Below are 20589 nucleotides of genomic sequence, written 5' to 3' on the forward strand. Positions count from 1 at the left end.
GTTGGGTCATGCTGGCGCAACCGTCATCACGCGATTGCCAATGTTCGGCGGGCAGGTTAGACCGATTGCCTCAAGGGATCATTCCTTCTTTCAGGAGATGGGCAATGCGCGGCAGCCGGGTTGCGGTTTTTGGCGGATCGGGTTTCATCGGCCGGTATCTGGTCAAGCGGCTGGCCCATGCCGGCGCGAACGTCACGGTGGCCGTGCGCGACCCGCAGGGTGCCCAGTTCCTGAAGCCGATGGGCGATGTCGGCCAGATCACCCCGCTCTATGCCAACGTCCGCAAGCCGAAGTCCGTGGCGCAGGCGCTGCAGGGGGCCGACATGGTGGTCAACCTGGTCGGCGTGCTGGATCAAGGGTCACAGCCCTTCGCGGGCGTTCACGTGGCGGGCGCGAAGAACATCGCCACCGCCGCCGCCGAACTCGGCATCGCGCGGTTCGTTCAGGTCTCGGCCATCGGTGCCAGCGCGGACAGTCCCGCGCTGTATGCGCGCACCAAGGCCGCGGGCGAGAAGGCCGTGCGGGAGGCCGTTCCGACCGCCACGATCCTGCGCCCCTCGGTGCTGTTCGGACCGGAAGATGATTTCCTGAACCGGTTCGGCGCCATGTCGCGGATCATGCCTTTCCTGCCGCTGATCGGCGGTGGAGAGACCCGGTTCCAGCCGGTCTATGTCGGCGACGTGGCCGATGCGATCGTGGCGGCGCTGACCATGGATGCGGCGCAGGGGCAGACCTACGAGCTGGGCGGACCCAAGATCATGACTTTCAAGGAGGTCCTGGAGTTCATCCTGTCGGTCACCAAACGTCCGGCCCTGCTGGTGCCGCTGCCGTTCCCGGTGGCGAAAGCCATCGGCACAGTGACGCAGTTCCTGCCGTCCCCGCCGCTGACACGCGATCAGGTGGTCATGCTGGAGACGGACAATGTCGTGGGCGACGGCGTGCCGGGCTTTGACGCGCTGGGCATCGACAAGCCGGCCACCATCGAGGCGGTTGCGCCGGCCTATCTGGAACGCTTCCGCAAGCCCAGCCAGCAGGACGCCGCGGACTACGGCTGAACGCCGGGGTGCCGCAGCAGGCATCGCGCACCGATCATTCGGGTTCGAACGCCGTATCGTCCTGATTCGAAATATCCGGCAAGTACATACCTGCCATACCGCAACAATCTTGCCAAACCGCGTCAACATTATTGACTTAAGTGGTCAAAACCAACTAAAGACCGGCGCGGCGGGTTTGGCGACACGACGCTTGCCTTAATGGTGCAGGCTGGCCATATTCCGCTTCCATGCGCGCGACAGCGTGATCATGGTCAGGGGTGGTCGGGAAAGCCGGTTTCTTGCGGGAGAAAACCCGTGGATCGGTCCGAACGCGTCCCCGAAAGAAACCGGGCAAACCCGCCCGGCCGACAACAGGCAGCAATGCCGCGACCGCCGTCTGACCGACGACGGCCGTGCTCGATCATGCGGCAGGACCGGCGCACGCCGGACAGATGTCATGCATGTACGACGGGGCCCCATCGAGTACGGCAGTCGATTTGAGATGATGGAGTTCGTATGACGCGCAAGACTGAGACCCCACGCGCCTTTGGACTGCCGCCCAAGCAGGGCCTGTATGATCCAGCCAACGAGCACGATGCCTGCGGCGTCGGCTTTGTCGTTGATATCAAGGGCCGAAAATCGCACGACATCGTCTCGCAGGGCCTGCAGATCCTGGTCAACCTGACCCATCGCGGTGCCGTGGGCGCCGATCCGCTGGAAGGCGACGGCGCGGGCATCATCATCCAGATTCCGCACGATTATTTCACCGAGGTCTGCGACTTCGACCTGCCCGAGCCGGGCCAGTACGGCGTGCTGAACTGCTTCCTGCCGAAAGAGCAGGCGGTGCGCGTGCTGTGCGAGAACATCATCGACCGCTTCGTGGTCAGCGAGGGCCAGAACATCCTGGGCTGGCGCGACGTGCCCGTGAACCGCGACGGCATCGGCGACAGCGTGCTGGCCGTCGAGCCCGTGATCCGTCAGGTCTTCGTGGGCCGCGGCAAGAACATGGCCGATCAGGACGCCTTCGAGCGCAAGCTGTTCGTGATCCGCAAGCAGATCGCCAATGAGGTCCGCAAGGTCGAACATGCCGGTGCGCAGCAGTTCTATGTCACGTCCTCGTCCAGCCGCACGATCTGCTACAAGGGCATGCTGCTCGCCAATCAGGTCGAGACCTATTATCTGGACCTGCAGGACAGCCGCGTGGTCTCGTCGCTGGCGCTGGTGCATCAGCGTTTCTCGACCAACACGTTCCCCGCATGGCCGCTGGCGCATCCGTTCCGGATGATCTGCCACAATGGCGAGATCAACACGGTGCGCGGCAACGTCAACTGGATGGCGGCCCGCGGCCAGGCGCTGGAATCGGAACTGCTGGGCGAGGACCTGCGCAAGGTCTTCCCGCTGATCCCGGACGGCCAGTCGGATTCCGCATGCTTCGACAACGCGCTGGAGTTGCTGGTGGCCGGCGGCTACTCGCTCAGCCACGCGATGATGATGCTGATCCCGGAAGCCTGGGACAACAACCCGCTGATGGATGAGGACCGCCGCGCGTTCTACGAACATCATGCCGCCCTGATGGAGCCGTGGGACGGCCCCGCCGCCGTCGCCTTCACGGACGGTCGCCAGATCGGCGCGACCCTGGACCGCAACGGCCTGCGCCCGGCCCGCTATATCGTGACCGCCGACGACCGCGTCATCCTGGCCTCGGAAGCCGGCACCCTGCCCGTCGCCGAGAAGGACATCGTCCACAAGTGGCGGCTGCAGCCCGGCAAGATGCTGCTGATCGATACCGAGCAGGGCCGCATCATCGCCGACGACGAGATCAAGGCGACCCTGTCGCAGGCCAAGCCCTACGGCGACTGGGTGGCCGACAGCCAGCTGCGCGTGCGGGACCTGCCGCCGGCCAGCGCGCCGATGCGCCCGAACCATGAGACCCTGCTGGATCTGCAGCAGGTGTTCGGCTACACGCAGGAAGACCTGAAATTCCTGATGCAGCCCATGGCCGAGACCGGTGCCGAGGCCATCGGATCGATGGGCAACGACGTGCCGATCCCGGCACTCTCGTCGAAGGGCAAGCCGCTCTACAACTACTTCAAGCAGCTGTTCGCGCAGGTCACCAATCCGCCGATCGATCCGATCCGCGAGGAACTGGTGATGTCGCTGCTGTCCTTCATCGGACCGCGCCACAACCTGCTGGAACTGGGCGGCGGCGCCCATGTCCGGCTGGAGATGAAACAGCCGATCCTGACCAATGAGGATCTGGAGAAGATCAGGCACATCGAGGATGTGCCGAGCAACGACTTCCACGCCCAGACCCTGGACGCGATCTACCCCGCGTCGGAAGGCGCGGACGGCATGCGCGTGCGGATCGCCGAACTGCAGGCGGAAGCCGAGGAATGCGTGCGCCGGGGCGAGAACATCATCATCCTGTCCGACCGCCGGGTGGATGCGGACCACGTGCCGGTGCCCGCCCTGCTGGCGACCTCGGCGGTGCACCATCATCTGGTGCGCACGGGCCTGAGAACATCCGTTGGCCTGGTCGTGGAGACCGGCGAGGCCCGCGAAGTGCATCATTTCTGCGTCCTGGCCGGATACGGGGCCGAGGCCATCAATCCGTGGCTGGCCTTCCAGACCCTGTCGGACATGCACCCCGGCATCTCGCCCGATGACGAGAAGCGCATCCACAAGAACTACATCAAGGCGATCGGCAAGGGCATCCTGAAGGTCATGTCCAAGATGGGCATCTCGACCTACCAGTCCTATTGCGGCGCGCAGATCTTCGATGCGGTCGGCCTGTCCTCGGCCTTCGTCGCCGAGTATTTTCCCGGCACACGCACGCAGATCGAAGGCGTCAATCTGGACGTGATCGCGACCGAGACGGTCGAGCGGCACCGCCTGGCCTGGTCCGACGCGCCGACCCTGCGCAAGGCGCTGGAGGTCGGCGGTGACTATGCCTTCCGCATCCGCGGCGATGCCCATGCATGGAACCCCGAATCGATCGCTGATCTGCAGCACGCGGTGCGCGGCAACGCCCAGGACCGCTACGATGCCTTCGCCAAGGCGTTGAACGACCAGAGCAAGCAGTACTACACCCCGCGTGGCCTGTTCGACATCATCGCCCGGCGCGATCCGATACCGCTGGAACAGGTGGAGCCCGCCGCCGAGATCGTGAAGCGTTTCTCGACCGGTGCGATGTCCTTCGGTTCCATCAGCCGCGAGGCGCACGCGACACTGGCCGTCGCCATGAACCGGATGGGCGGCAAGTCCAACACCGGCGAGGGCGGCGAGGAGCCGGAACGCTTCCTGCCCAAGCCGAACGGCGATTCCGAGCGGTCGGCCATCAAGCAGGTGGCATCGGGCCGGTTCGGTGTGACCACCGAATATCTGGTCAATTCCGACATGATGCAGATCAAGATGGCGCAGGGTGCGAAGCCCGGCGAGGGTGGACAGCTGCCCGGCCACAAGGTCGACAAAGTGATCGCGAAGGTCCGGCACTCGACCCCCGGCGTGGGCCTGATCTCGCCGCCGCCGCACCACGACATCTATTCGATCGAGGATCTGGCGCAGTTGATCTACGACCTGAAGAACGTGAATCCCGAAGGCGACGTGTCGGTCAAGCTGGTCTCGGAAGTCGGCGTCGGCGTCGTGGCCGCCGGCGTCTCCAAGGCCAAGGCCGATCACGTGACGATCTCAGGCTACGAGGGCGGCACCGGTGCCTCTCCGCTGACATCGATCAAGCACGCGGGCAGCCCCTGGGAGATCGGCCTCGCCGAGACCCAGCAGGCGCTGGTCATGAACCGGCTGCGCAGCCGTATCGCGGTCCAGGTCGACGGCGGCATCCGCACCGGCCGCGACGTGGTGGTCGGCGCATTGCTGGGCGCCGACGAGTTCGGTTTCTCCACCGCGCCCCTGATCGCCGCCGGATGCATCATGATGCGCAAGTGCCACCTGAACACCTGCCCCGTCGGGATCGCCACCCAGGATCCGGACCTGCGCAAGAAGTTCACCGGCACGCCGGAGCATGTGATCAACTACTTCTTCTTCGTCGCCGAGGAGGTCCGGCAGATCATGGCCGATCTGGGCATCGCCCGGTTCGACGATCTGGTCGGCCAGACCGAGATGCTGGACAAGAAGAAGGCCATCGATCACTGGAAAGCGCAGGGGCTGGATTTCTCGCGCCTGTTCTACCGCCCGATGATGGGTCCGGACGTCGGCATCCGCCGCACCGAGCGTCAGTCGCACGACATTCACGACATCCTGGACCGGAAGCTGATCGAGATCGCCGAAGATGCCATCGAGACGGGCACGCCCGTCCAGTCCGATCTGACGATCAGGAACAGCGACCGCACCGCCGGTGCCATGCTGTCGGGCCGGGTCGCGAAGAAGTACGGTCATGCGGGCCTGCCGGAGGATACGATCTCCTTCCGCTTCACGGGCACTGCGGGACAGAGCTTCGGCGCGTTTCTGGCCAAGGGCGTGAGCTTCGATCTGAAGGGCGACGGCAACGATTACGTCGGCAAGGGCCTGTCGGGCGGACGGATTGCGATCTATCCCGATCCCGAAAGCCGGATTCATCCCGAAAGCAGCATCATCGTCGGCAACACCGTGATGTACGGCGCGATTTCCGGCGAGTGCTATTTCCGGGGCGTTGCGGGCGAGCGCTTCTGCGTGCGTAACTCCGGCGCGACGGCGGTCGTCGAGGGTGTGGGCGACCACGGCTGCGAGTACATGACCGGCGGCATCGTCATGGTGATCGGCCCGACCGGGCGCAACTTCGCCGCGGGCATGTCGGGCGGCATCGCCTATGTCCTGGACGAGGACGGCGATTTCGAGCGGCGCTGCAACCGCGAGATGGTCGACATCGACGCCATCGATGTGGACGACACCGCCCCCGACGGGGAACTGGGCGATCACCTGCAGCACGATGTGAGCCGCATCCGGATGCTGCTGGAACGGCAGGCGCACTACACCAACAGCCGCCAGGCGAAGGCATTGCTGGATGACTTCGACGCCACGATCCGCAAGTTCGTGAAAGTCACGCCGCGCGATTATGCCCGGGCGCTGATGGAGATGCGGATGGGCAGCGTGACGGCACTTGAAGCAGCATCGGCAGGAGACGACTGATGGGCAAGATCACCGGTTTCAAGGAATTCGAGCGCAAGGACCGCGTCTATCGTCCGGCTGAGGAGCGGGTGAAGCATTTCCGCGAGTTCGTCGTGCCGTTGCCGGAGGACGAACTGAAGATCCAGGGTGCGCGCTGCATGGATTGCGGCATCCCCTACTGTCACACGGGCTGTCCGGTGAACAACATCATCCCGGACTGGAACGATCTGGTCTATCGCGACGACTTCAAGGGCGCATCCGAGGTCCTGCATTCGACCAACAACTTCCCCGAATTCACGGGCCGCATCTGCCCCGCGCCCTGCGAGGCGGCCTGCACCCTGAACATCGACGACGTGCCGGTAACCATCAAGTCCATCGAATGCGCCATCGTCGACCGGGCCTGGGCCGAAGGCTGGATCGAACCGGTGGTGCCCGATCACCGGACCGGCAAGGCCGTCGCCGTCGTGGGCTCCGGCCCGGCGGGACTGGCCGCGGCGCAGCAACTCGCGCGCGCCGGCCACGAAGTCGATGTCTACGAGAAGAACGCCCGCATGGGCGGATTGCTGCGCTACGGCATCCCCGACTTCAAGATGGAGAAGGATCTGATCGACCGCCGCGTCTCGCAGATGCAGACCGAGGGCGTCTCGTTCTACGGCGGCATGCACATCGGTGTGAACAAGCCGGTGCAGGACCTGATCGACAATTATGACGCCGTGGTGCTGGCGGGCGGGGCCGAACAGCCGCGCGACCTGCCCGTGCCCGGCCGCGATCTCGACGGCGTGCATTTCGCCATGGACTTCCTGCCCCAGCAGAACCGCCGCGTCGGCAACGAACCGCTGAACGTGCAGAAGGAAATCCTGGCCAAGGAGTGCGACGTCATCGTGATCGGCGGCGGCGATACGGGGTCCGACTGCATCGGCACCAGCTTCCGGCAGGGGGCCAGGTCCGTCACGCAGCTGGAGATCATGCCGAAGCCGCCCGAGAAGGAAGACAAGGGCCTGACGTGGCCCCACTGGCCGATGAAGATGCGGACATCCTCCAGCCAGGCCGAGGGCGCGGTGCGCGACTTTTCGGTGGTCACGACCGGCATTCGCGGCGAGAACGGTCGTGTCGTCGCGATCGAATGCGCCCGTTGCGAGGGCCCGGAGAAGGGCTTCGAGATCATCCCCGGCACCGAGTTCGAACTGAAGGCCGATCTGGTCCTGCTGGCGATGGGTTTCACCAACCCGATCCTGGAAGGCATGATCAAGGATCTGCAGCTTGAACTGGACCCGCGCAACAATATCCTGGCCAATACCGAGGACTACAAGGCATCCGTCGACAAGGTCTTCGCCTGCGGTGACATGCGCCGCGGCCAGTCACTGGTCGTCTGGGCCATCCGCGAGGGCCGCCAGTGCGCCCGCTCGGTCGATGAATTCCTTATGGGTGAAACCCTGCTGCCGCGCTGACCCGACGTCAGACGAAGGTTGCCAGAAACCAGACTGCCAGTCCGATGGCACCCAGTCCGAGTGCGTTCGATATCAGCACCAGGATACCGTCCCTTGATGCGAGCCCCATGCTGAACAGGCTGACGGCGGCGGCCGGCAGCGCGACGCCGAAGGGCACCAGTGCCAGCGGGAACATCGTCAGCGCCATGACGATACAGAACAGCGATCCCAGCCGCGCGGCGATGCCCCTGGTGAAGAAGGGCCAGCGTTCGCGCAGGTGGCGGTCCAGAAATCGTGCCGTCGTGCGGGACCGGTCAACCAGCGATTTCAGCTTTCTGGTCGAAAGCCTGAAGTTCTTGGCCCGCTCCGGCAGCCAGGGACTGCGCCGTCCGGCCAAAATCTGAAGCGAGATCAACAGGATGACCGTTCCCGTCGCGATCGACATGCCCGGTATCATGCCTGTCGGACCCAGCGCGATCAGGGCCGGCACCAGCAGCATCGGTGCAAAACCGCGCCGGTCGAAACCGCGCAGGACCTCACCCAGCGAGAGCTTCTCCCGGTCATCGCACTCTGCCTCGAGCTGATCGAGAATTTCGGTCAGCGGCTCCTCGGCGCGTTCCTGTTCGGCTTCCGCCGCCGTCCGCCCGGGCAGGCCGTCCACGCCGGCTTCCTGTGTGTGACCTGTCATGACAGGACCTCCCTAGATCCAGCCCGTCAGCACCTGGACCGCGAGGCCGAGCGCCCCGAGTCCGAGCAGATTGGCCAGCAGAACCGGAACACCGTCACGGGTTGCCAGGCCCATCGCGTAGGCCGTGACCGAGCCGGCAGGCAGGCTGACCCCGAACGGCAGCAACGCGAGCGGATACATCGTCAGCGCCATGAGCGCGCACATCAGCGCGCCGAGCCGCCCGCCGGGTCCATCGGTGAAAACCGTCAGCCGCTTCTTCAGGTAGCGGTCCAGAAACCCGGCCGGCGACCGGGAATAGCCGACGAGCTTTTCCAGGCGGTCGGCCGACACCTCGAAATCGAGAACCTTCTGCGGCAGCCAGGGATTGTCCCTGCCGAACAGGATCTGGACGCTGACCAGCAGGATGATTGACCCGGTGGCAATCGACATGCCGGGGATGGCACCGGTCGGCCCGAGGGCGATCAGTCCGGGGACGAGCAGCAGCGGCGCGAAGCTGCGCGAGTCGAGCGCGTCCATGATGGCACCGATCGTGGTCGACCCGTCCTCGGCCTGACGGTCGATCTGGTCCAGCAGATCGGTCAGCGAGTTCGAACCGGCACGATCATCCGTCCGGGTTTCATTGTCGTGGTCGTCCGTCATGTCCGCGATTGCTCGCTTGTTGCTTTTTCAGGGCCGATTACCGGCCTGCAACGGACATGGGAGACACGGCGGGCGTATCAAGGGTCAGGGGTGACGCACGACGGGCGCGCCCGTGCCTCAGGCGGCCTGCTGCGGGCGGGCGCGCTCGATCACGACGCGGCCGTCCTTGATGACTTTCAGGTGGTTGGCCCGGTCCGCCGCCATGCTGATATCCTTCGACGGATCCCCGCCGACCAGCAGCATGTCGGCGATATAGCCGCCGGCGATCACACCGCGCTCGCCCGGTTCGATCAGTTCCGCCGCATTGGAGGTACCCGCGATCAGGGCGTCGACCTCGCCCATGCCCGCCTCGACCATCCAGGCCAGTTCCTGCGCGTTCTCGCCGTGCTGGTTGAAGGGCGTGCCGGCATCCGTGCCCATCGCCACACGCCCGCCCGCCTCGATATAGGACCGGAAAGCGGCGAGGTGGATGTCATAGACCCTGAGCGACTTCTCCACCGCCCAGGCCGGAATGCCGGAGTCGCGGTTGTTCAGGATGTTCTTGACCGCTGCCAGGGTGGGCACCAGAAAGACCCCGCCGTCGATCATTTCCCGGATGCATTCGTCATCCATGAAGATGCCGTGTTCGATGGAATGGATGCCGCCGCGCACGGCGTTCAGAATGCCCTCGGCGCCCTGCGCGTGGCTGGCGGTGCGCTTGTGGAAGCGCCGGGCCTCGGAGATGCCGGCCTTCATTTCCTCGGCTGAATAGTGCGCGTCTTCCGGGTTCACACCCGGCGTCATGACGCCGCCGGTCGCCATGATCTTGATGACATCGACGCCCAGATGGACGTTGGTGCGCACCGCCTTGATGACCTCGTCGCAGCCGTCGGCCACGATCCCGTTCTTGTTGCCGTGGCCGCCGGTCATGCAGATCATCCGGCCCGACGCCCGCATCACCGGACCGGGAAAGCGCTTGGCGTTCAGCGCATCGCGGACATCCAGGTCGATGTAGTCCTTGCCGCCGCAATCGCGGACGGCGACCACGCCGCCTTCCAGGGTCCGGCGGGCGTTTTCCATCGCTTTCAGGGTCAGCGCCGACGCCGTCAGCTTGTCGGCCGCGTCGCTCGGGTTACCTTCCGCGCCGTAGCAGATATGGATGTGGCAATCCATCAGCCCCGGCATCAGCGTCGCACCGGTCGTATCGACCCTGTTGCCCGTGAAACCGTCGAAGTTGCCGACCGTATCGACCTCGACGATCCGGTCGTCCTCGACCACCACGCCGAAGCCCGGCTTCGGTGCCTGACGTCCGTCAAAGACCAGCCCGCCGCTGTAGAGTGTCCGTTCCTCGATCATGTCCGTTTCCTTACCAGTCATAGCCGGGCGACCTGCGGCCCAGCCCGTCATAGTGATCCAGCATCCGGTTGCGCCAGTCGTTCACCGCGTCATCGGCTTCCAGCAGCTGGAAATCCGAGACCCCGCGGGCGAACATGAAGGGCGACATGCACAGGTGATCGGCAAAGGCCGGCTGGTCACCTGCAACGAAGGGCTGGGATTTCAGCGTCAGGCGCAGCGGGGCCAGCGACGCCTGAAAGCCCTTCACCTTCTGCTCGCGCCCGGACTGGAAGTCCTCCAGCGTGGTGCCCAGACGCTGTTCGCGCGTTTCGCGGAAATAGGCCTGATTGTCGGCATCCAGATGGCGGTAGATGTCATGCACGATCATGCCGAAGATACCACCGGTCAGCACCGCCTCGGCCCAGGACTTGATGAACCGCGTCTCGCCGCGCCCGTTGGGGAACAGTGCCGGCCTGTCGGCATAGGTGTCCTCCAGATATTCGGCGATCGCCCATGAATCCGAGACCTTCGTCTCTCCGTCGATGATGACCGGAACCGTCTTCGAACCGTGCGCGGCGATCACGTCCTTTTCCAGAAACCGCCACGGAATCGTCTCGTGATCCAGCCGCTTGTGCGCCAGCGCGAAGCGGGTTCGCCAGCAGAACGGGCTGAACCGCCGGTCCGCCTCGGCGCCGCACAAATCGTACATCTGGATTGTCATTGTTGCCCGCTCCCACACTATGATGGGGCGCAACGTAGGGGAGATTCAATGGAAGGCAAAGCCATGGATGACGGATTGCTGGTCGAGCACCGGGACGAGATCACGATCCTGACCATCAATCGGCCTTTCGCGCGAAACGCGCTGGACGATACAACGGCCCGGGCGCTGGGCAGGGCGCTGGCCGACTTCGATGACGACGACAGCCGGAAAGTGGCGATCGTGACCGGGACTGGCGGCGCGTTCTGCGCCGGGGCCGACCTGAAGGCCCTGTCATCGGACTATGTCGCCTGGGCGGGAGATGCGGATGGCCCGTGCGCGGCGCATCTGTCGAAACCGGTGATCGCAGCCGTAGAAGGCCACGCGGTCGCCGGCGGGCTGGGTGTCGCGCTGCGTTGCGATATCCGCATCGCCAGCGAGACGGCCGTGTTCGGCGTTTTCTGCAGGCGCTTCGGTGTGCCCATGAGCGACGGCACCACCGTCCGACTGCCACGCATCGTGGGTCAGGGACGCGCGCTTCACATGCTGCTCACCGGCGAGGCCGTCGATGCGCATACGGCGCACGACTGGGGCCTCGCAACGGAAGTCGTGCCGGAAGGCATGGCGCTCAACGCGGCCCTCTCGATGGCTGAAAAGCTCGCCCGCTTCCCTCAGATCGCCATGCAGTCCGACCGGCTTTCGGCACTGCAGCAATGGGATCATGACAGCCTGTCTGCGGCGTTCGCCAACGAGAAGCATCTTGCGGAGCAGGCCAAGCGGCAGGAAGCGACCGACGGTGCCGCCCGTTTCGCCGAAGGTGCGGGACGCCACGGCGGAGCAACCTGACAATCGCATCAAGAATTTGGAGAGAGAAATTCAATGGGAGAATCTGATAAAAACTTGAATAAGATCGACCTGGATGCATTATCGTTAGACTATATTTTTTCTGATATCATTTTGAATTGGAAATCTAGTAAGAAAAATGAAATAAAGAAAAAGTTGGATAATAATGGCGTCTTCATGGCCGCACGAAAAATGAAATCCGTAGTCAATGATATTTTTATTCAAGATAGAAAGAATATTCAAAGATTTTTTTCACACAAAACAGCGTACACAAACCGAACTGCCGCCCAGTTACTAATCCTTACGCATCAGGAAATATATGAAAAAGCAGATAAATTTTATCGCAATATTCAACAGGCATTTTCCGTGTCCGAAATATCAAATATTACCGGCGGAGATCGTCAAGTCATCTCCAATAGTATTCAAAAAATAAAGAGGGATTACAACTCAAAAATTGAAATATCTGAAAATTTTTTTATTGAATTAAAAGAAGTGCGTATTGAAGGCAGATCTAGAATTGCGTACAGCTTTTTCATATCCTCTCCTATAAAAATACTAGATGAAATTCCTAGATCAATTACATTATCATATGACAAAAATTCTGATATTTCACTTCTTATTGGCAAAGAATGGGAAAAAATATTGCGATTTTATAGATCTGGAGGAACAGTACTCTTCATTGATAGAAAAATACCAATAATTTCTATCTACTATGTACTGAGTGATAGTGTCGTCACTTCTCAGTATTACCAACATGGCGAAGGTGTGACAAAGATTCACGATTATATTCGCGTTGATGAAACCGATGAGATCTTTAGAATTTGAGGAATGGCCGTGTAGCTCAATTGGTAGAGCGCGATCCAGATCGCCGTGTGGCCCGGATCGAGGCTGAATGTTCGAATCATTCCACGGCCACCATTATCGCCCAAACACCGTTTGATAATTTAGTCAATAAAAACAAGAGTTTAAAAGAATTATGTCTTTTCATGCGGGCGGAGATTTATACTAATATGAATCTCGTAACTAGCTAGTATCATTACATCTTTTGCGATGCTTCTGCAAAGTTATCGACTGCAATTTGTGGATCGCCAAATGAATGATGGCCGACAAAAGTTGGCTAACCATTCAGAAAGGCCCTAGACATGAAACAGATGAAGAAAATTGCGTCGGTTTGCGCGGTCATGGCAGCCTCGGCGATTATCGCGACTTCGAACACTGCGATGGCTCGCGGAGAAGTCCGCGTCGATGGCAACTCAAAACAGCAAATTTATGAAGGACTGAATCTCGCTGGCAAGGTTTGCTTCGAAGCAAAATATGATGACGGAACACCAGCGAAGCTCAAGTGGTGGTACAAGAACACCTTGGGCAAAAATTCTGGTAAGCGTATTGTAACAGGGGCTTGGTGCCATGAGTTTGTGGGATATACCCGCGTGAAGGTCGGCTTCACGTTTGATAATCCCGCTACTGTCAGCATCATCCGCGAGGAAACAAACGTCTTCTTCTCACTTGGACGGGATATGCATCAGCCTAACGGGCGTGTATTTTAGCCGTCTGGAGGGGCGGAGTTTTCTCCGCCCCTCTCACTTGGTTACGATTGCAAGAATAGAGATGTCCGACTATTGGATCAGTAGAAAGCCTGCCCTGATCGCCGGCGGCGGCATCGGGGGACTGACGGCGGCGCTGGGTCTGGCGCAGAAGGGCTTCCGCTCCATCGTGCTGGAGAAGGCACCGGAACTCGGCGAGATCGGCGCGGGCATCCAGCTCGGTCCCAATGCCTTTCACGCCTTCGACTATCTGGGCGTGGGCGACGCGGCACGTGCGATGGCGGTCTACATCGACAGCCTGCGCCTGATGGATGCGATGGACGCTTCCGAAATCGTGCGCATCCCGCTGGACGATGCCTTCCGCACCCGCTTCGGCAATCCCTATGCCGTGGTGCACCGGGGCGACCTGCATGGCGTTTTCCTGAAAGCCTGCGTGGCAAACGATCTGGTCGAACTGCGCACGAATGCCGGTGTCGAGCGCTACGATCAGGACGGCGGCTCGGTCACCGCGACCCTGACGGACGGCGAACGCGTGACCGGCGGCATGCTGATCGGCGCGGACGGGCTCTGGTCCAACATCCGCAAGCAGGTGATCGGCGACGGCGCGCCGCGGGTGTCGGGGCACACGACCTACCGGTCGGTCATTCCCGCCGACGAGATGCCCGAGGATCTGCGCTGGAACGCGGCGACGCTCTGGGCGGGCCCGAAGTGCCACATCGTCCACTACCCGCTGTCGGGCTGGAAACTGTTCAACCTGGTCGTCACCTATCACAATGACGCGCCCGAACCGGTCGCCGGACTGCCCGTCGGCAAGGACGAGGTGCGCCGCGGTTTCGAACATATCGCCGAACAGCCGCGCAGCCTGATCGAGCGCGGCGAGAACTGGAAACTGTGGGTGCTGTGCGACCGCGACCCGGCTGCGAAATGGCTGGACGGCCGCGTGGCCCTGCTCGGCGACGCCGCCCATCCGATGATGCAGTACATGGCGCAGGGGGCCTGCATGGCGATGGAGGACTCCGTCGCGCTGGCCGCCGAGATGGAAGCCCATGGCGGCAATCCCGAACGTGCCCTGCCCGCCTATCAGGCGCGCCGCAAGCTGAGGACGGCACGGGTCCAGCTGCAGTCGCGGCTGCTGGGCGATCACGTCTATCACCCGGACGGTGCCCACGCCGAACTGCGCAACGCCTACATGCGCTCCCGGACGGTGGACCAGTGGTACGATGCCATCCAGTGGATCTACGGCGGAACCGGCCTGCAGGACGGCGATTCAGCGATTGGATAGAACCTTCTTCAACCTGTGATCGCAATCACACTTTTTTCGAATAAGCCGCCTGTTCAGGTGTTGGTCAGGTTGAGGGCGTCGTTGGGCGTGATCTGACAACAATCAATCTCGGGCGTGAGATGTTGGCGAATTCGGGCGAGGCCGCCGTGGAACGGGCGGTTCTGATCGCGGCTGGACGGCTGTCATCGGGAATCACACATGCATTGCTGGAGAACTGGACCCGCGCGCGGGGATCCGGCCTGTGGCCGCGACGCAGGTCCCTGCGGCCCGACCAGCTTCTGCCGTTGCTGCCCAATCTCGCCATTCTGCAGATTGAGCGCGCGCCGCTCGATTTCCGCTACCGCCTGACGGGCACCTTGCTGGATCGGCAGTTCGGGCAGTGCTTCACAGGGGTGCGCGCGAGCGAAATCGGTTTCCAGACCGTCGGCACGGCCTTCTGGGTCCTGCTTTCAGACACCGCGCAGGACGCCCTTCCCCAGGCCAGCACCGTTTCCTATATCGGCACGCGCGGCGAGACCCGGGTCGCCGAAATGGTCTCGCTGCCCTATTCGACCGATGGCATGCGGGTGGATCAGATCCTGATCGGTCTCGACTTCGTGCCCGTCGCCGAAGTCTGAACTCAGGCTTCTTCCAGCTTTTCCGACGCTTCCAGCCAGCGCGCCTCGGCCGCCTCGATGGCGGACTGCGCCAGCGATTTCAGCTTGGTCAGTTCGGCGATCTTGTCGGGCGCTCCCCGATAGACCTTCGGATCCTGCAGTCGGGCCTCGATTTTAGCGATCTGGGCGGTGAAGCGTTCGATCTGCTCCTCCGCCTCGCGCTTGGCCTTGCGGACATGGGCCAGTTCGGAGCGCGCCTGGGCCGCCTGCTTGCGCTCCCGCCGCTTGTTCTGCTTCGGCTGACCGCCGTTCTCCGGCGCCGGACCGCGTGCGGCATCCGCCGCGTCGGCCAGCGCCAGCCGCTTGTAATCGTCCATGTCGCCGTCGAACGGATGCACCCCGCCGTCCTTGACCAGCCACAGCCGGTCGGCGACGGATTCCACCAGATGGCTGTCATGGCTGACCAGGATGACCGCACCGGGGTACGCGTTCAGCGACTGCACCAGCGCCTCGCGACTGTCGATGTCCAGATGGTTGGTCGGTTCGTCCAGGATGATCATGTGCGGTTCGGCCTGCGCCATCAGGCACAGCGACAGCCGTGATTTCTCACCGCCGGACAGTTCGCCCGCCGGGGTCTCGACCCGCTTGTGGTCCAGCCCGAAGCCGTCCAGCTTGGTCCGCAGCGCGGACTCGCTGTCATAGGGGCAGATCTCGCGCAGGTGCTGCATCGCATTCTCGTTGCGTTTCAGATCGTCGATCTGGTGCTGAGCGAAGAACCCGATCTTCAGCTTCGAGGAACGGCGGATCTGGCCCTTCTCGGGCTGCAGGCGCCCCGAGATCAGCTTCACCAGCGTCGACTTGCCGTTGCCGTTCGCGCCCAGAAGCGCGATCCGGTCATCCTCGTCGATGCGCAGCCCCATCCGGCGCAGGACCGGCTTGCCGGGTTCATAGCCCACATCCACCTCGTCCAGCGTGACGATGGGCGGGGACAGCTTGGTCGGCTCAGCGAAGGGGAAGCGCGGTGCGCGCGCATCGACGATGGCGGCGATGGGCTGCATCTTCGCCAGCATCTTCAGGCGGCTCTGCGCCTGCCGCGCCTTGGAGGCCTTGTAGCGGAACCGGTCGACGAACGACTGGATGCGCGCCCGCTCGCCGGCCTGCTTGTTGGCCAGTTCCGTCAGGTGCCGCTGCGCCGTGCGGCGGCGCTCCTCGAAATTGTCGTATCCGCCCGGATAGAGCGTCAACTTGAACTGGTCCAGATGCAGGATGTCGGTGACCGCACGGTTCAGCAGGTCGCGGTCATGGCTGACGATGACCATCGTGTGCGGATATTTCTGCAGGAAGCCCTCCAGCCAGATCGTCGATTCCAGATCCAGATGGTTGGTCGGTTCGTCCAGCAGCAGCACTTCCGGTTCGGCGAACAGGGCCGCCGCCAGCGCGATGCGCATGCGCCAGCCGCCGGAGAAGGTGTTGCAGGGCATGGTCTGGCGATCCGCATGGATGCCCAGACCGTCCAGGATCGTTGCCGCCCGTGCGGGTGCGGAATGCGCGCCCATGTCGACCAGGCGGGTCTGGATCTCCGCGATCCGGTTCGGATCGGTCGCGGTCTCGGCTTCCGCCAGCAGGGCCGCGCGTTCGCGGTCGGCGGCCAGCACGGCCTCGATCGCCGGCAGCGTGCCGCCCGGCGCTTCCTGCGCGACCGAGCCGATCCGGCTGCCGCGCGGAATCTGGACATCGCCCGATTCCATCGCCTGATCGCCCAGGATCGCACGCAGCAGGGTCGTCTTGCCCGTACCGTTCGGACCGACCAGCCCCACGCGCTTGCCCGTCGGGATGCGCGCCGAGGCGTTTTCCAGCAGCAATCGCCCGGCGATCCGTATCGTGATGTCTTCCAGTACCAGCATGGAGGCGGCTTATAGGGAACTATCCGCGACTGCGAAAGCCGTAGCGGATTGCGGCGCGGCGCATCGCCGCGAAGTCCGGTGATTGCCGCCGCTCCGGCGCTTGGGTATAAGCCCGGCAGCAATCATGTTGCGCTGCGGCACCGCCCGCATCGCCCCACCGAAATCCGAGGACAAGACACCATGGCCATCCAGCGCACCTTCTCCATCATCAAGCCCGACGCCACCCGCCGCAACCTGACCGGCAAGATCAACGCCATGATCGAGGATGCCGGCCTGCGCATCGTCGCCCAGCGCCGCGTGAAGCTGTCGAAGGAAGCCGCCGAAGGCTTCTACGCCGTGCACCGCGAACGCCCCTTCTTCGATTCGCTGGTCGAATTCATGACCTCGGGCCCGGTCGTCGTGCAGGTGCTGGAAGGCGAGGACGCCATCGCCGCCTATCGCAAGGTGATGGGTGCGACCAATCCGGCGGACGCCGACGAAGGCACGATCCGCAAGTCCTTCGCCGAATCCATCGAGGCCAACTCGGCACACGGTTCCGACAGCCCGGAGAACGCCGAGATCGAGATCAAGTACTTCTTCTCGGACCTCGACATCGTCGGCTGAGGCCTGGCGCCTGATCTGTTCCGGGACTTGATCCCGGAACCCGGTCCGGCCTCAACATCGAAAATCCGGCCAGGGCAAATCGCCCTGCATCCGCATCGTTCCGGGCACCGGGATCAAGTCCCGGTGCGCGTGATTGCCAGGTTCTGATCCGGTCAATTTCGGGATCACGCCAGTTCAATGCTGCAACGGCTGCGGAACTGTGGTTTTCTGCAGCCTTGCCGGAGACCGCGCCCGATATGATGCGGTCACAGATTGGGGGATCTGCCATGAGCACCGAGACGAGCACCTATCAGCCGCTGTTTCCGCTGGGCGAGGACAAGACCGAGTACCGCAGGCTGGATGTCGGCGGCGTCACCAGAGAAAAGCTCGGCGGGCGCGACTTCACCGTGATCCAGCCCGAAGCCATCAGCCATCTGGCCGAGACCGGCTTCGGCGACATCAGCCACCTGTTCCGCAAGGCGCATCTGGAACAGCTGCGCGCCATCCTGGACGACCCCGACGCCTCGGCCAACGACCGCTTCGTGGCGCTGGAGCTGATCAAGAACGCCAACATCTCCGCCGCCATGGAATATCCCTCCTGTCAGGACACGGGCACGGCCATCGTGTCGGGCAAGAAGGGCCAGTATGTGCTGACCGAAGGCGATGACGGCGCGGCCCTGTCGGAAGGCGTGCAGCGCACCTGGGGCAGCCGCAACCTGCGCTACAGCCAGATGGCCCCGATCTCGATGTTCGAGGAGAAGAACACCGGCACCAACCTGCCCGCGCAGATCGATATCGAGGCCACGACCGGCAGCGACTACAAGTTCCTGTTCGTGGCCAAGGGCGGCGGATCGGCCAACAAGACCTTCCTGTTCCAGCAGACACGCCGCGTGCTGGACCCGGAGCGGCTGATGGTCTTCTTCCGCGACGAACTGCCGAAGCTCGGCACCGCGGCCTGCCCGCCCTACCACCTGGCCATCGTCATCGGCGGCCTGTCGGCCGAGCAGAACCTGAAGACGGTCAAGATGGCCTCGACCAAATATTACGACGAACTGCCAACCGAAGGGTCCGCCTCGGGCCACGCCTTCCGCGACATCGGGCTGGAGCAGGAAATCCACAAGCTGACCCAGGGGCTCGGCATCGGCGCACAGTTCGGCGGCAAGTATTTCTGCCACGACGTGCGCGTGATCCGCCTGCCGCGCCACGGTGCGTCCCTGCCCATCGGCATCGGTGTGTCCTGCTCGGCGGACCGTCAGGCGAAAGCCAAGATCACCGGCGATGGCGTCTTCATGGAAGAGCTGGTCCGCGATCCGTCCGTCTACCTGCCGGAAAAGGAAGTGAGCGCGGGCGAGGCCGTGCAGATCGACCTGAACCTGCCCATGGACGAGATCCGCAGCATCCTGACCAAGCTGCCCGTGGAGACCCCGGTCATGCTGTCGGGCACCATGGTGGTGGCACGCGACATCGTGCACGCCGAACTGTCCAAGCGGATCGCCGAAGGCGGCGAACTGCCGTCCTATTTCAAGGACCATCCGATCTATTACGCGGGCCCCGCCAAGACCCCGGAAGGCCGCGCTTCCGGCGCGTTCGGCCCGACCACGGCGGCACGCATGGACCCCTATGTGGCGGAATTCCAGGCCATCGGCGGCTCCATGGTCTCCATCGCCAAGGGCAACCGCTCCAAGCAGGTGGTCGACAGCTGCAAGAAGAACGGCGGCTTCTACCTCGGTTCCATCGGCGGGGGCGCGGCGCGCATCGGCCAGGACCAGATCACCAACGTCGAGGTCATGGACTTCGAACATCTGGGCATGGAAGCGGTCTGGAAGATCGAGGTGAAGGACTTCCCCGCCTTCGTCGTGATCGACGACAAGGGCAACGACTTCTTCGATTTCAACAGCAAACGCGACGTGGACGCGTAGGGCGTTTTCCGAAGTCTCGCGTGAAGAAACCACCACCCGCACCGGGACTTGATCCCGGTGCAGGTGGTGGCTGCAGGGTTTGCTGGCTGCTCAGGACTGGGTTGCGGGATCAAGTCCCGCAACGCGCCGCAAATATTGGTTCCGTCGGAAAAGCTGTTTTCACCCTCAGTGCGGCAGTGCAGGTCCTGAAGGGCCTGAGCCGTCCGCCCGACCGACCCAGCAAACCCCAGCCGGGCGGTTTCCTAGAGCAGTCCCGGCTTTGACTGAATCGCCGACTCTCGGACTGTCACCCCCGGTTTATCCGGGGGCCTTTCCTGAATAACGGACATGCGCCGGGTTTGCCGGGTCGTCCGTTGCCCCCGCACGGAGGCGGGGATGACACGCGGTGTGTTTGACCGTTTCAATCAAATGCAGGACCGCTCTAACGCTCCCAGCGCTCCGTCGCGGCATCGTCGGTATCGCGGGCCTCGACCCACTCGGCACCCTTGTCGGTGTCTTCCACCTTCCAGAACGGCGCTTTCGTCTTCAGCCAGTCGATCAGGAACTCGCTGGCGCGGAACGCCTCGCCGCGATGGGCCGACGCGGCAAGCACCAGCACGATGCGTTCGCCGGGTGCCATCCGTCCGTAGCGGTGCACGATGCGGGTGGCCTGCACGTCGAAGCGCTCGTGCGCTTCAGTCTCGATCTTCTCCAGCATCTTTTCGGTCATGCCCGGATAGTGTTCCAGCGTCAGCGCACCGACGCCGCGCCCGTCGGAGAAATCGCGCACCAGCCCGATGAAGCTGACGACGCCACCGACGTCGACACGCCCCTCCAGCATCGCCGCCATCTCGGCCGCCGGGTCGAAATCCTCGCGCTGCACGGAGACGGTCAAGACATACGCCTCCCGACATAAAGTCTCTGCCCGTTGCGGGACTCGATCCCGCAACCCAGTCCTGAGTAGCCAGCAAACCCTGCAGCTGCCGACTGGGCACCGGGATCAAGTCCCGGTGCGGTCCCAGACTTTTTGATAGACCGACC

16 protein-coding genes and 1 tRNA gene are annotated in these 20589 nt (G+C 63.1%); 11 read left to right on the plus strand and 6 right to left on the minus strand.

What is annotated here, in order from left to right:
* The first annotated feature begins 104 nt into the window (after window positions 1-104).
* From ACN0X7_RS12115 to ACN0X7_RS12125, 3 genes are all read left to right on the plus strand, one after another.
* Window positions 105-1055 carry a complex I NDUFA9 subunit family protein gene (locus tag ACN0X7_RS12115; RefSeq protein ID WP_417517552.1) on the plus strand — a complete coding sequence of 317 codons (951 nt, stop codon included), beginning with the start codon at window positions 105-107 and terminating at the stop codon, window positions 1053-1055.
* 495 nt (window positions 1056-1550) lie between these two features.
* Entirely contained in the window at window positions 1551-6155 is a 4605-nt protein-coding gene (gene gltB, locus ACN0X7_RS12120; RefSeq protein ID WP_417517554.1) for a glutamate synthase large subunit, read from the plus strand.
* Window positions 6155-7582: a glutamate synthase subunit beta gene (locus ACN0X7_RS12125; RefSeq protein WP_417517556.1), complete on the plus strand. Its 1428-nt coding sequence runs from the start codon at window positions 6155-6157 to the stop codon at window positions 7580-7582. The genes gltB and ACN0X7_RS12125 overlap by 1 nt, the downstream gene beginning before the upstream one ends.
* A 7-nt stretch (window positions 7583-7589) precedes the next feature.
* On the opposite strand, the gene ACN0X7_RS12130 is transcribed toward ACN0X7_RS12125, so the two are convergent.
* The 4 genes from ACN0X7_RS12130 to ACN0X7_RS12145 form a co-directional block, all read right to left on the minus strand.
* Window positions 7590-8249, minus strand: coding sequence for an exopolysaccharide biosynthesis protein (locus tag ACN0X7_RS12130; protein WP_417517558.1), 660 nt, complete (start codon window positions 8247-8249; stop codon window positions 7590-7592).
* 12 nt (window positions 8250-8261) lie between these two features.
* Window positions 8262-8888: an exopolysaccharide biosynthesis protein gene (locus ACN0X7_RS12135; RefSeq protein WP_417517560.1), complete on the minus strand. Its 627-nt coding sequence runs from the start codon at window positions 8886-8888 to the stop codon at window positions 8262-8264.
* A 117-nt stretch (window positions 8889-9005) separates the two neighbouring features.
* Window positions 9006-10223, minus strand: a complete 1218-nt coding sequence (locus ACN0X7_RS12140; RefSeq protein ID WP_417517562.1) for an amidohydrolase family protein — start codon at window positions 10221-10223, stop codon at window positions 9006-9008.
* 10 nt (window positions 10224-10233) lie between these two features.
* Window positions 10234-10923, minus strand: coding sequence for a glutathione S-transferase family protein (locus ACN0X7_RS12145; protein ID WP_417517564.1), 690 nt, complete (start codon window positions 10921-10923; stop codon window positions 10234-10236).
* Window positions 10924-10971: 48 nt separating this feature from the next.
* Here ACN0X7_RS12145 and ACN0X7_RS12150 point away from each other — a divergent pair, with 48 nt between their 5' ends.
* From ACN0X7_RS12150 to ACN0X7_RS12175, 6 genes are all read left to right on the plus strand, one after another.
* Complete coding sequence (locus ACN0X7_RS12150) at window positions 10972-11745, plus strand: crotonase/enoyl-CoA hydratase family protein (RefSeq protein WP_417517566.1); 774 nt, start codon at window positions 10972-10974, stop codon at window positions 11743-11745.
* 33 nt (window positions 11746-11778) lie between these two features.
* Window positions 11779-12567, plus strand: a complete 789-nt coding sequence (locus ACN0X7_RS12155; RefSeq protein WP_417517568.1) for a hypothetical protein — start codon at window positions 11779-11781, stop codon at window positions 12565-12567.
* Window positions 12568-12572: 5 nt separating this feature from the next.
* A tRNA-OTHER gene (locus ACN0X7_RS12160) sits at window positions 12573-12660 on the plus strand.
* Between the two features lie 224 nt (window positions 12661-12884).
* On the plus strand, window positions 12885-13289 hold the full coding sequence (locus tag ACN0X7_RS12165) for a hypothetical protein (RefSeq protein ID WP_417517570.1): 405 nt from the start codon (window positions 12885-12887) through the stop codon (window positions 13287-13289).
* A gap of 61 nt (window positions 13290-13350) precedes the next feature.
* Complete coding sequence (locus ACN0X7_RS12170; protein WP_417517572.1) at window positions 13351-14568, plus strand: 3-hydroxybenzoate 6-monooxygenase; 1218 nt, start codon at window positions 13351-13353, stop codon at window positions 14566-14568.
* Window positions 14569-14687: 119 nt separating this feature from the next.
* Window positions 14688-15185, plus strand: a complete 498-nt coding sequence (locus ACN0X7_RS12175; protein ID WP_417517574.1) for a PAS domain-containing protein — start codon at window positions 14688-14690, stop codon at window positions 15183-15185.
* A gap of 2 nt (window positions 15186-15187) precedes the next feature.
* Here ACN0X7_RS12175 and ACN0X7_RS12180 read toward each other — a convergent pair whose 3' ends face one another.
* A complete protein-coding gene (locus ACN0X7_RS12180; protein WP_417517576.1) occupies window positions 15188-17068 on the minus strand; it encodes an ABC-F family ATP-binding cassette domain-containing protein in 1881 nt (626 codons plus the stop codon).
* Window positions 17069-17248: 180 nt separating this feature from the next.
* Here ACN0X7_RS12180 and ndk point away from each other — a divergent pair, with 180 nt between their 5' ends.
* Window positions 17249-17671: a nucleoside-diphosphate kinase gene (ndk, locus tag ACN0X7_RS12185; RefSeq protein ID WP_417517578.1), complete on the plus strand. Its 423-nt coding sequence runs from the start codon at window positions 17249-17251 to the stop codon at window positions 17669-17671.
* Between the two features lie 266 nt (window positions 17672-17937).
* Window positions 17938-19569: a FumA C-terminus/TtdB family hydratase beta subunit gene (locus ACN0X7_RS12190; protein ID WP_417517580.1), complete on the plus strand. Its 1632-nt coding sequence runs from the start codon at window positions 17938-17940 to the stop codon at window positions 19567-19569.
* Window positions 19570-19990: 421 nt separating this feature from the next.
* Here the strand turns inward: ACN0X7_RS12190 and ACN0X7_RS12195 are convergent, their stop codons facing one another.
* Window positions 19991-20443 (minus strand): molybdenum cofactor biosynthesis protein MoaE, encoded by a 453-nt coding sequence (locus ACN0X7_RS12195; protein WP_417517582.1) that lies wholly within the window; start codon window positions 20441-20443, stop codon window positions 19991-19993.
* Between the last annotated feature and the right edge of the window lie 146 nt (window positions 20444-20589).

The sequence above is a fragment of the Minwuia sp. genome (genome assembly GCF_048263705.1).
Classification (GTDB): domain Bacteria; phylum Pseudomonadota; class Alphaproteobacteria; order Minwuiales; family Minwuiaceae; genus Minwuia.

Bases quoted from the DNA above. Each gene is read 5' to 3' on its own strand.
- ACN0X7_RS12115 (WP_417517552.1), top strand. From the start codon at position 105: ATGCGCGGCAGCCGGGTTGCGGTTTTTGGCGGATCGGGTTTCATCGGC.
- gltB (WP_417517554.1), top strand. From the start codon at position 1,551: ATGACGCGCAAGACTGAGACCCCACGCGCCTTTGGACTGCCGCCCAAG.
- ACN0X7_RS12125 (WP_417517556.1), top strand. From the start codon at position 6,155: ATGGGCAAGATCACCGGTTTCAAGGAATTCGAGCGCAAGGACCGCGTC.
- ACN0X7_RS12130 (WP_417517558.1), bottom strand. From the start codon at position 8,249: ATGACAGGTCACACACAGGAAGCCGGCGTGGACGGCCTGCCCGGGCGG.
- ACN0X7_RS12135 (WP_417517560.1), bottom strand. From the start codon at position 8,888: ATGACGGACGACCACGACAATGAAACCCGGACGGATGATCGTGCCGGT.
- ACN0X7_RS12140 (WP_417517562.1), bottom strand. From the start codon at position 10,223: ATGATCGAGGAACGGACACTCTACAGCGGCGGGCTGGTCTTTGACGGA.
- ACN0X7_RS12145 (WP_417517564.1), bottom strand. From the start codon at position 10,923: ATGACAATCCAGATGTACGATTTGTGCGGCGCCGAGGCGGACCGGCGG.
- ACN0X7_RS12150 (WP_417517566.1), top strand. From the start codon at position 10,972: ATGGAAGGCAAAGCCATGGATGACGGATTGCTGGTCGAGCACCGGGAC.
- ACN0X7_RS12155 (WP_417517568.1), top strand. From the start codon at position 11,779: ATGGGAGAATCTGATAAAAACTTGAATAAGATCGACCTGGATGCATTA.
- ACN0X7_RS12165 (WP_417517570.1), top strand. From the start codon at position 12,885: ATGAAACAGATGAAGAAAATTGCGTCGGTTTGCGCGGTCATGGCAGCC.
- ACN0X7_RS12170 (WP_417517572.1), top strand. From the start codon at position 13,351: ATGTCCGACTATTGGATCAGTAGAAAGCCTGCCCTGATCGCCGGCGGC.
- ACN0X7_RS12175 (WP_417517574.1), top strand. From the start codon at position 14,688: ATGTTGGCGAATTCGGGCGAGGCCGCCGTGGAACGGGCGGTTCTGATC.
- ACN0X7_RS12180 (WP_417517576.1), bottom strand. From the start codon at position 17,068: ATGCTGGTACTGGAAGACATCACGATACGGATCGCCGGGCGATTGCTG.
- ndk (WP_417517578.1), top strand. From the start codon at position 17,249: ATGGCCATCCAGCGCACCTTCTCCATCATCAAGCCCGACGCCACCCGC.
- ACN0X7_RS12190 (WP_417517580.1), top strand. From the start codon at position 17,938: ATGAGCACCGAGACGAGCACCTATCAGCCGCTGTTTCCGCTGGGCGAG.